Source organism: Microcoleus sp. PH2017_24_DOB_U_A (assembly GCF_020738205.1).
Taxonomy (GTDB): Bacteria; Cyanobacteriota; Cyanobacteriia; order Cyanobacteriales; family Microcoleaceae; genus Microcoleus.
Map to the genome: position 1 here is coordinate 1 of NZ_JAEQCT010000158.1, position 10,445 is coordinate 10,445.

Genomic DNA, 10,445 nt, shown 5'->3' on the forward strand with positions numbered 1-10,445 from the left:
ACAGGCATCTTGCCTGTTCCTAATTGTCAGCAACAGGCAAGATGCCTGTTCCACAAGAAATTCACTCTTTAGTGAAACAGGCATCTTGCCTGTTCCTAAACAAGTAATTGAGAATGGTGCAAAATGTGAGTTCAAACTGGCTTCTTCACAAGAACCTCAATCTTTTTAGCTGAACTGTAAACAATTTTCTTTCGTATTTCATCAGCGATTAGTATTAATGGTGGGCAGACGATTAGCAGCGACCATTGCCAGGTCGATAGCGGTGCAGTCGCAAAGACTTTTTGTAAAGGTGGGAAATAGATAATAGATAGAATCAGTACGCACTCAACCGCAATTCCTAACCAGATTAAAGGGTTGCTAAAGAAGCCCAAGCGAAAAATTGAAGTGCGCTCACTGCGGCAGGCGAAAACGTTTCCAATTTGGCAGGCTACGATCGCCGCCAGCGTCATAGTTGTGGCTTGATGTTGACACTCTCAGCGCTGAAGCGACTGAGATTCTTAAGACATTGCGGTCTTAATATCCTGATTGCTCAGGTTCCCAAACTCAGCACGTTTGCTCATAGAGGGTGCTGATATCTTTTGGGCGTTTAGGTGTTCAACACCAGGTTTCGCGTCCTGGCCCACGTACCATTCTCAAAGCTCGATCTCTGATAGTTTTTGCAGCACCAATATCGGCGTGTTCGTGATATCCACATTCCACACAGATAAACTTTTCTTCATCTCTATTTTCCTGGTCGATATGACCGCAATTTCTGCATTCTTGGCTAGAGTGCTTAGGATTAACTTTAATTACGATTTTTCCTTGCTTTGCAGCCAGATACTCAATCTTTAATCCTAAATCGCCCCAGCCTGCATCGGAGATAGCACGATTCAATCCCTTTTTCCTGGATTGCCCATTCTTCAGAAACCTCCCAGTTTTCTCATCACTTTTTACCTTGCATCGGCGCATCATCCCAGAGATATTCAAATCTTCTAAGGCGATTGCATCAATGCTTCTAGATACAATCTTATTCGCAGTTTTCCATTGATACGCTTGGCGTTTATCACCAATTTTTTGATGAAATCTGCTAACTTTGATAGCTGCTTTTTTGCGGTTTTTACTGCCTTTTGTTTTGCGGCTAACCCGTCTCTGTCTAATTTTCAGAGTACGTTTAGCTTTTTTGTTGGTTGAAAATCTAGGGTTCTCAATTTGGTAGCCATCAGAAAGATGAACCAGTTTAGTGAGTCCTAAGTCGCAACCGATTACTTTGGGATTGTTACCGAGAGCTTTGGGGCTGTATTCAGGTACAGACTTATCTTCTATTCTCACGGAAACATACCAATCATTCTGTCGTTTCCTAACTGTGCAAGCCTTGATGGTAAAACCACTTGGGATTGAGCGAGAGTTGTGAAACCGCATCCATCCCAGTTTAGGTAAGTAGATTTTATTGCCCTTAATTTTCACCCCCATCGCATAAGTAAAAGATGTAAAATTACTGCGGTTCTTGAATTTAGGAAAACCCCTACCTTCAAAGAAGTTTTTGTAGGCAATGTCTAAGCGTTTAACATTCTGTTGTAAAACTGTTGAGTCTATTCTACTATACCAAGGTCTAGCCATTTTTAACTCAGGTAATGCTGTAATCTGAATGTCACCAGCACTTCGACGAGGATTTCGACGCTTACCTTCAAAGTCAAACTTAGAATCTTTCCAAGGATTTCCGGTTGCGCCACTTTTACTTACGAAGCAGGTCAATGGTGAAGCTTCGCTTTTTGTTCTGATGTCACAGTAGTTACCCTGGATAAACTGCTGATTGTACTGACAGATTCTGTCATTCAAGCACCAATTATACTGGCTTCGCAGCATATCTATCCAATCCGACATTTTTGATGATTGTGTTTGATTGGGTCGCAACTTATAAACATAGTTTGTTAGCAATCTGGTTCACCTCCTTAGTTTGTATTTTAACGTCTTTCTCTGCTTTCAAGTGTTAAGAATTAAGAAAAATTCACGGCGGTTGAAACCACCCGTGCCGCTTACATCGAGCGGGCTGAAGCCTCTGAGTTTTCCGCTTGCCGAATGTTTTTTTATAAATGCCACAATAATCCCGATCGCAAAAATGAAGCTTTCCTTGAGTTCCATACCCACCAACAGGTTAGTCAGCAGAAACACCAAAACACCCATGCCCAGGGCGATCGCCGTGATGACGTGCACCACGCTGTTGATTTGAACTTCCAGGGTGCTGGGTTCTCGTTTCACCGTTGTAGTGAGATGGGCAACCTGACCAAACTCGGTCTGAGTTCCTGTAGCGTACACGACCGCTAATCCACGCCCTGCCGCAACGGTAGAACCCGCAAAAACCAGATTGCTTGATTCGGAGGCACGCATCTTTTCAGTGGCTACAGGTTCCGCCGATCGGGCAACCGGCAGCGATTCTCCAGTCAGCACCGAGACATCGACATAACAAGACTGAGCCGAAACCAGTCTGGCATCAGCAGAGATGCGATCGCCCTCTTCCAATTGCAAGACATCTCCCGGAACCATCTCCCTGACGGGAATCTCACCTAGCGTCCCATCTCGATAGACTTTGGCTCGCGCGGGCAACATTTTATTGAGTGCTGTTAACGCTTGTTCTGCCTGGAATTCTTGCCAAAAACTGAAACCGGCATTAATCCAGATCACAGCCCAGACTGCCCAGCCGAGTTCTGGTGTACCCGAGACAAAAGCCAGTCCACCTGCAACCCAGAGCAAGAGAGCCATGAAATGAGTCAACTGATCGGTGAAGCGGAGTAATAGCGATCGCTTCGCTGGTTCGGGCAGTTCATTAAACCCGTAATGCTTAATTCTGATTGCTGTTTCTGCTTCTGAAAGTCCCTTTTGGGAAGTTGAAAGAGTTTCGTAGACTTGCTGAGTTGATAGTGTCCAAATAGGCGAATGAGATGCCATAAAAAGTCAACAAGTTGCCTCATAAGTTTGCTGCACGGTTGACAAGAGTGCTCCTATGGCTTCTTACTGCTGACTCCATCAGTGGTGCGCCCGCTGATTTCAGTTTCGTGGACGCGGTAAATTGCGATCGCCTCGGAACGTCCCTGACTATCAATCCAAGTGCGATTGATCGCAGGTGATAGCATGGGATTGCGCTCTTTGACGAGGTGCATTACTCGATCGAGATCTGCTTGCTCAGTCACGCGCAAAGCTCGACCATTGACAATAACACTGCGCCAATGAAGAGGCTCGCGTATTTCTTCAACCTGCAAACAAATTTCGGGATTCGCATCAAGATCGTGAGTCTTCATGCCGATCGTGGTAAACAGGTAAATGTCATCTGCTTCGAGATAATAATTCATGGGTATCACGTAGGGCTTGCCTTCGTGGATGCAGCCCAGATGACCGTATCCTACTGTGTGTAGGAGTTCGTGTATTTCTTTTGAACTCATTTCATCAATATCTAACATTACTATTTTCCTAAAGTTTTAGTTAATTAGTAGTATTCAATAGAAATAGTCCACGGTTTACATCTGTCATTAGATATAGTCGAGATCCTCACAAATCTTCTGCCCGCTTAGGAACGCAAATTAAATAATTTACACTCTTGAAAGTGGGATAGGCCAGAAGAACCCGTCCTTTCTGTACGGGTTCTCCTGCCCATCCCACAAGAATCATTAAATTGTAAGTTATTTAATTCTCATTACTTAATTGCTGTTTTTTTACCCACAGCTACGCTCGCTACGACTAAACAAGCGGTGATTAGGGCGATCTGCTCCAGAGTCTCACCAAGCAAAATAGCCGAAGCCAGCAGCGTCAAAAATGGTTGCAACAACTGAATTTGACCTACCCCTGCAACTCCACCCATCGCCATCTCGTGATAGAATGTGCGTCAGAAAATAGCTTTTCCATGATTGAGACAATAACGTATTCTGACGCACCCTACGACTGTCTCTAGCCGAAGCTGCGGGCACCAAAACCCTACCAACTAAAATCTAAAATCTAAAATCTAAAATTGGTTGAGGGTATTTTCTAGTTTTTCGGCAATGCCTTCAACCCAATTTTCATCTTGCTTGGTATAGCTGCGCGGCGCGTTAGCACCTAATATTAATACGCCTTGAGTGCCGATCGGCTGACAGATCACTCCTTGGGTATTTTCTGGCAAATAGTCGAATTCGATTTTGCCGGGATAAATATCGAGCTTTACTAAATAAACTGGTTTGTTTTTGTCGAGCACTCGCTGCAATATTGGCCCTGGCTTGACTTCGGGATTGATGCCTAAGATGCCGCGCCTCAATAAGACTTTTCCTTGATATACAATGACGATCGCCCTTGTGGCCGTATTTGTCAACAGCAAACGCGACGCCCAGGCTAATTCTAGCTTGACGGCATCGGGCAAATCCGGCGCCAGCTCGAAGCCTTCAGAGCCGGTAAGCTGTACCGAATCGGGCGATCGCGCTTGCACCTGTTGCCACAGCAAACCTGTTAAAATCAGCAGGGCGCTGATAATTACTCCCAAAACGTCCGATCGAGTTTGAGAGTCTGTAATTTGCTCTGTCAGTAAGCGGTTGACCACCAGCAGCGTACCTGCTAACCCTCCCGCAACTAAGGGTAATTGCCGCAATACTTTATTTGGATCAGATTTTGTCATTGGTCAGTTGATAGTTGACAGTTGACAGTTGATAGTTGACAGTTGATGGTTGATAGTTGTCATTTAGGCTTTGATGCACTCGCTCACCAAGAAACCGGGTTTTTAACCGAGATTGAGGGTTTTAACCAGTATTTTGGTTGAAAAACCCGGTTTCTGGATACCTATGCTTAAGTTTTATAAGGAGTAGTTGATAATTTAACAACTGCCAATTGCCAACTGCCAATTGCCAACTGCCAACTGCCAACTGCCAACTGTCAACTGCCAACTGCCAACTGTCAACTGTCAACCGACTTCGCCAATTTCGACAATGCGCTGGAATAGATAGCCGGTGCCGCGGGCGGTGAGAATTAATTCAGGATTGCTGGGGTCGTCTTCCAACTTTGCCCTCAGCCGGGAGATGTGAACGTCCACAACGCGGGTGTCTACGTGGCGTTCTGGCGTGTATCCCCAAACTTCTTGCAAAATTTCCGATCGCGAAAAAGGCTCTCCAGAACGGCTGACAAGCAGTTCTAACAAGCTGAATTCCATGCCTGTGAGCCGAATTCGTTCGTCGCCTTTATAAACTTGGCGCTTGTTGGTGTCAATCCTAATATTAGTTACGTGGATGACTCCAGAACTGGGAATGCCTGAAGCGCCGTTTTTGTCAACCCGGCGCAGTACCGAACGGATGCGGGCTTCGAGCTCTTTGGGAGAGAAAGGTTTGACGACGTAATCGTCGGCGCCCAATTCTAAACCGGTGATGCGATCGGCTACGTCTCCCAAAGCGGTTAGCATGATGATGGGTACGTCTGATTCTTTGCGTAACTCCTGACACACGCCGTAACCGTCGAGCTTCGGCATCATCACGTCCAAAACTACTAAGTCGGGTTCGGTGTTGCGAAATGTTTCGAGAGCTTCTTCACCGTCAGCAGCGGTGACGACATCGTAGCCAATCATGGAAAGGCGAGTCTCCAGAATGCGCCGGATACTGGCTTCGTCATCGACTACCAGAATTTTTTCTTTATGATTTTCCAAGTTACCGAGCACTCCTTAAGTTACATTTCAGATAATCTTAATTTTTTGTACCCTATCATAGAATATACAGATTGAATCGTGTATGGCGATCGGTCTGAAAGCTTGATAATTGCTTTAACTCAGACTTTTCTAAATGTTAGGGTGACTATTTATCATAGTAAACAATGCCTAAGCCTCGAATACAATATATTTGTCGGGAATGTGGGTATGATTCACCACAATATTTTGGCAGGTGTCCTAGCTGTCACAAGTGGGATTCTTTTGACGAGCAGTTAGAACCACATACTGCTGGTGGGCCACGGGCTGGTTTGACTGGGGTGACAACTAAGTCAGTGGGCGGTTCGCCTCCTGATAAGTCGAAGGGTCAACCAAAGGTATCTTTTAGATTATCGCAGATTTCCGACCAAACTCAGTCTCGCTGGCCTTCTGGCTATGGGGAACTCGATCGAGTTTTGGGAGGTGGGATTGTTCCGGGTTCGCTGGTGTTGATTGGCGGGGAACCGGGAATCGGGAAATCGACGCTGCTATTACAGATGGCGAATATGTTGGCGCGCAAGGATAGAATACTCTATGTTAGTGCGGAGGAGTCTGGTCAGCAAGTAAAATTGCGATCGCAGCGTTTGGGCGTGGCTAATCCGGTTAATTTGTCAAGCAATGGCGGAAATATATCTGATAGCAATGGGGAGGCTAAAACGGATTCCCAGGACAATTCAGCGGAGAATTTCTACTTGCTTCCAGAGACGGATTTAGAAGTTGTTTTGCGGGAGTTGGAAGCGCTGAAACCGAATGTGGCGGTGATTGATAGCATCCAAACTATTTATTTTGCTAATTTAACATCGGCTCCGGGTTCGGTAGCTCAGGTACGGGAATGTACGTCTGCTTTGATGCAGGTTGCAAAAAGGGAAAATATTACTTTATTCTTGGTTGGTCACGTTACTAAGGATGGATCTTTGGCGGGGCCGAGGGTTTTGGAGCATTTGGTAGATACTGTACTGTATTTTGAGGGCGATCGCTTTGCTTCTCATCGCCTTTTGCGATCGATGAAAAACCGTTTTGGCGCGACTCACGAAATCGGTGTTTTTGAAATGGTAGCCAATGGTTTGCGAGAAGTAGATAATCCGTCGGAGTTGTTTTTAGGCAATAAAGATGAATTTTCTCCGGGTACTTCGACGACGGTTGCTTGCGAGGGAACTCGACCGATTTTAGTGGAGATTCAGGCGTTAGTCAGCCCTGCAAGTTTTGGTGCGCCACGCCGTTCTACTACTGGTGTGGATAGTAGTAGATTGCAGCAAATTTTGGCTGTTTTGGAGAAAAGGGTGGGGATTCCTTTGTCTAAATTGGATGTGATTGTGGCGTCGGTAGGCGGGTTGAAGGTGGAGGAACCGGCGGCGGATTTGGGGGTGGCGATCGCAGTTGTGGCCAGTTTTCGCGATCGGGTAATTGATGCGCGCACAGTTTTGCTCGGAGAAGTCGGTTTGGGAGGACAAGTGCGGCCGGTGTCGCAATTAGAGTTACGGCTAAGGGAAGCGGCGAAATTGGGTTTCAAAAGGGCGATTATTCCTAAGAATCAATCCGTGCCAGATTTGGGGATGGAAATTATTCCGGTGGCTAGAGTGATAGATGCAATTATTGCAGCGATTCCGGCTACTCCTGCTCAGTTGCAGTCGGATGATATGGAAGTACAATCTGTTGATTTGGAGGAAGAGGATTTATCGAATTGAGTTAGAATGGTGATGTTGTAAATTGATATTAAGGAGGCACAAGTTATGTATCAAGTAGACATTGTTGAGGCTAAAGAAAAACTTCTGGAATTAATCGAAGCGGCGATGAGAGGTGAAGAAGTTGCCATTAGTAAAGATAATCAGCCTGTTGTAAAATTGGTAGTAATTCCCAAACAAGCTAAACCCAATCGGCAAGCAGGGAGTGCTAAAGGAATGGTTTGGATGTCCGATGATTTTGACGAACCTCTAGAAGAATTTAAGGAGTACAGATCATGAGGCTGTTGTTCAACACTCATGCCTAAACACGATCAAAAGAAAAAAAATATCGTTGTTTAGCAACAAACATTATGAGACGATTGCGAATAACCACACTTATTCAAGTCATAGTTATGGCAATCGTAACACTCTATCACGGTACAGATATTGAGAGTGCATTGGATATTTTGAATAACGGGTTAAATGGCGATCGCTTGCTAGTTTTGCAAACTCAGCCTGTACAATTAGGTCAAGGTTGGTACGCTGCGTTAGATCCAGAAGTAGCCTGGTTCTTTGCTGCCCTATCACCAGGTTTAGACGATTTAGGCTGCACAGTTATTGAAATGTCTTTGCCTGTGGTAGAATTAAACTATCTGCTGGATAGAGGAGAAGCTAGAATTGAGCCAATTGCCAATGTGATGTTCTCCGCACAGCAAATATGGTTTTCAATTAATGCCTTTGATTTTTTAAATGAAAAAGCTGACTTTCAACCTTGCCAGGAAGCAGGATAAATGAAAAACAATTACACCATGAACGATTTAAAAATTCGTTCTACAAATCGTACAACTACAGATAATGGCATTACTGCACATACTCATACTGTGTTGTTTGAGCGTCTGCTGACAGTTGAAGAACAGGAACAATTCACACAAATATTAAATAGTGTTTGCGAAACATTTGATTCATCACAAGGTTTAGATAATAAGTTTTTAGCTAATCCTCAAGTGACATTCACTGATCCTAACCAGGTACATTATACAGTGAATCAGCGCATTTTTGCAGGTTCGTGGAAGGATGAACTATTTGCTAGGTTAGTTGCATTTAGTCAGGAAGTTGCTAGTATTGCTGAACATGATGGAAATCCTGTCTTTAGCAAACTAACAAAGTTAAAGCAACTGCAAAAGTGGGCACAGTCACAGATTGACAATACTGCCCAACCTGAAGTTAGACCTGATATTGCAATTACAGTGTTGCAGTTAATTGATGAAGTTGAAAGGTTGCAGAATCAAGTTAAGCAAATAGAAACTAAATCACAAACTGCATAATGTTGTAAAAAACCAGATATAACAATCACGAAAGCCTACGAGTTTCCAGCAAAAGTCACAGAGGGCGGGAAAATAGAATTTCCCGATACCATCTTAAAATACTTAGCAGCTAACCAAGAAGTCAGAGTTATTGTTCTGGTGAAAGAAACAACTGATACAGAAGAGGAAAATTCTGCTATATTGGTTTGTAGTGAGGACTTTAGTCCGCATCCATTCCGAGGACTAAAGTCCTCACTACAAACCTTTTTTATTGCGCGTAATCGGACATGACATAATATAAAATCTCTGTCCCGGGTTAGAGAAAGAATACCATAAATATTGTATTATAGAGAATGTTTAAAAAATAGTTAATTTCCCAATTTTTAGAGGCGCGTTTTCACTCAAATATGAACAAGTCAAAAAGACGTAAAAATCAGTGGTCAAATGAACTAAACGATATCATTCGAGGTGCATCTGGCGGATTTTTGTTCGGGATTCCGCTGCTGTATACGATGGAGGTTTGGTGGATCGGTTCCTCTACTAAACCAGCGCAAATGTCGATCGCCATTATAACTACTTTTATCGTCGTTTTCTTGCTGACTCGCACTGAAGGCTTTCGCAAAACTAAGGACATCCGGTGGCGGGATGCTGCAATCGATACCGTAGAAGCGATCGCGATTGGCATTGTCTGCGCCGCTGTTATCCTGTTTTTGCTCCGGGAAATTACGCCGGATACTCCGCTGCAACAAGCTTTGGGGAAAATCATTTTTGAAGGCTTGCCCTTTGCCTTGGGAGTGGCCCTGGCAAGCGGTTTCTTGAGTGGCGATCGCTATCAAAGCTCAGATAGCGACAGCGAACCGATGATTAATCCCACTTTAGCAGATATCGGTGCTACTTTAATTGGCGCGATGATAATTGCTTTCAACATCGCCCCAACTGACGAAATTCCCATGCTAGCGGCAGCTATTTCGCCACCTTGGCAATTAGCAATTATCGCCGCTTCGCTGCTAATTTCCTACGGTATTGTATTCGCAGCCGACTTTACTTCTCAAGCAAAACGCCAGCAGCAGCGAGGAATTTTTCAGCGTCCCCTCAGCGAAACTGTGATGGCGTATTTAGTATCGCTGGTGGCTTCTGCATTTATGTTGTTTTTCTTCCACAAACTCAGCTTTGACGACCCTTGGTCTGTTTGGTTGGGCTATACGTTAGTATTGGGATTGCCGGCGACTGTTGGCGGCGCGGCGGGGAGGTTGGCGGTATGAGTGACAGTAATGCCGAAAGTAAAATGGAACAACCGGAAAAAAGAACTTTTGCTGAATGGGTAACATTTGCGATCGCCTGTTCGATCCTGTCTACCATCACCGGACTCGTACTTTACAACTGGGTAACTAAAAAACAGGAACCTCCTGTGATTTCTGTGACTCGCAACGAGCCAATTCGCGCCACCAAAGGGCAATTTTACGTACCGTTTAAAGTTACTAACACGGGCGGCGAAACGGCAGAATCAGTGCAAGTTGTAGCGGAACTGCGCGTCAAGGGCGAAGTCTTGGAATCTGGAGATCAGCAAATTGATTTTTTGTCAAGCGGTGAAACTAAAGAAGGAGCTTTTATCTTCAGCCGCAACCCCAGTCAAGGTGAATTGATTGTGCGATCGAGCAGTTATCAATTGCCTTAAAAAAGCTCATATTCGGGAGTTTCAATATATCAAAAGTCAATTGATATAGCGGTTCTCAGAAAGATTCGCGGACGTTGTTGGGCTTGGGCCCTCTTGGTTTCAGTGGTTATATAACCTGTCAGTCATACCTCACCTTTTTGAGA

13 protein-coding genes and 1 pseudogene are annotated in these 10,445 nt (G+C 44.6%); 6 read left to right on the top strand and 8 right to left on the bottom strand.

Annotated elements, in window-relative coordinates; all coding sequences use genetic code 11:
• Positions 1-131 precede the first annotated feature (131 nt).
• From JGK07_RS31215 to rpaB, 8 genes and pseudogenes are all read right to left on the bottom strand, one after another.
• Positions 132-452, bottom strand: a pseudogene (locus JGK07_RS31215) (cation-translocating P-type ATPase C-terminal domain-containing protein); the annotation flags it as partial.
• A 142-nt stretch (positions 453-594) separates the two neighbouring features.
• Entirely contained in the window at positions 595-1,860 is a 1,266-nt protein-coding gene (locus tag JGK07_RS31220) for a transposase (RefSeq protein ID WP_293180293.1), read from the bottom strand.
• A gap of 99 nt (positions 1,861-1,959) precedes the next feature.
• A complete protein-coding gene (locus tag JGK07_RS31225; RefSeq protein ID WP_293214276.1) occupies positions 1,960-2,922 on the bottom strand; it encodes a cation-transporting P-type ATPase in 963 nt (320 codons plus the stop codon).
• 53 nt (positions 2,923-2,975) lie between these two features.
• A complete protein-coding gene (locus tag JGK07_RS31230; protein WP_293180300.1) occupies positions 2,976-3,431 on the bottom strand; it encodes a pyridoxamine 5'-phosphate oxidase family protein in 456 nt (151 codons plus the stop codon).
• A 233-nt stretch (positions 3,432-3,664) separates the two neighbouring features.
• Positions 3,665-3,829 carry a hypothetical protein gene (locus JGK07_RS31235; RefSeq protein ID WP_293206235.1) on the bottom strand — a complete coding sequence of 55 codons (165 nt, stop codon included), beginning with the start codon at positions 3,827-3,829 and terminating at the stop codon, positions 3,665-3,667.
• Between the two features lie 141 nt (positions 3,830-3,970).
• Positions 3,971-4,612 (bottom strand): cofactor assembly of complex C subunit B, encoded by a 642-nt coding sequence (locus JGK07_RS31240; protein WP_293180306.1) that lies wholly within the window; start codon positions 4,610-4,612, stop codon positions 3,971-3,973.
• 121 nt (positions 4,613-4,733) lie between these two features.
• Positions 4,734-4,898 (bottom strand): hypothetical protein, encoded by a 165-nt coding sequence (locus tag JGK07_RS31245; RefSeq protein ID WP_293219964.1) that lies wholly within the window; start codon positions 4,896-4,898, stop codon positions 4,734-4,736.
• On the bottom strand, positions 4,895-5,626 hold the full coding sequence (rpaB, locus tag JGK07_RS31250; RefSeq protein WP_071587789.1) for a response regulator transcription factor RpaB: 732 nt from the start codon (positions 5,624-5,626) through the stop codon (positions 4,895-4,897). The genes JGK07_RS31245 and rpaB overlap by 4 nt, the downstream gene beginning before the upstream one ends.
• Positions 5,627-5,790: 164 nt before the next feature.
• Here rpaB and radA point away from each other — a divergent pair, with 164 nt between their 5' ends.
• From radA to JGK07_RS31280, 6 genes are all read left to right on the top strand, one after another.
• Positions 5,791-7,347, top strand: coding sequence for a DNA repair protein RadA (radA, locus tag JGK07_RS31255; protein WP_293180312.1), 1,557 nt, complete (start codon positions 5,791-5,793; stop codon positions 7,345-7,347).
• Positions 7,348-7,392: 45 nt separating this feature from the next.
• Positions 7,393-7,623 carry a type II toxin-antitoxin system Phd/YefM family antitoxin gene (locus JGK07_RS31260; RefSeq protein WP_293180315.1) on the top strand — a complete coding sequence of 77 codons (231 nt, stop codon included), beginning with the start codon at positions 7,393-7,395 and terminating at the stop codon, positions 7,621-7,623.
• Positions 7,624-7,736: 113 nt separating this feature from the next.
• Positions 7,737-8,114 carry a hypothetical protein gene (locus JGK07_RS31265; RefSeq protein WP_293180318.1) on the top strand — a complete coding sequence of 126 codons (378 nt, stop codon included), beginning with the start codon at positions 7,737-7,739 and terminating at the stop codon, positions 8,112-8,114.
• Complete coding sequence (locus tag JGK07_RS31270; protein WP_293180321.1) at positions 8,115-8,648, top strand: hypothetical protein; 534 nt, start codon at positions 8,115-8,117, stop codon at positions 8,646-8,648.
• Positions 8,649-9,034: 386 nt separating this feature from the next.
• Positions 9,035-9,889 (top strand): TIGR02587 family membrane protein, encoded by an 855-nt coding sequence (locus tag JGK07_RS31275; protein ID WP_293180324.1) that lies wholly within the window; start codon positions 9,035-9,037, stop codon positions 9,887-9,889.
• The gene (locus JGK07_RS31280) at positions 9,886-10,302 is read left to right on the top strand and encodes a TIGR02588 family protein (protein WP_293180327.1); all 417 of its coding nucleotides are present in this window, start codon (positions 9,886-9,888) and stop codon (positions 10,300-10,302) included. The genes JGK07_RS31275 and JGK07_RS31280 overlap by 4 nt, the downstream gene beginning before the upstream one ends.
• Positions 10,303-10,445: the final 143 nt, after the last annotated feature.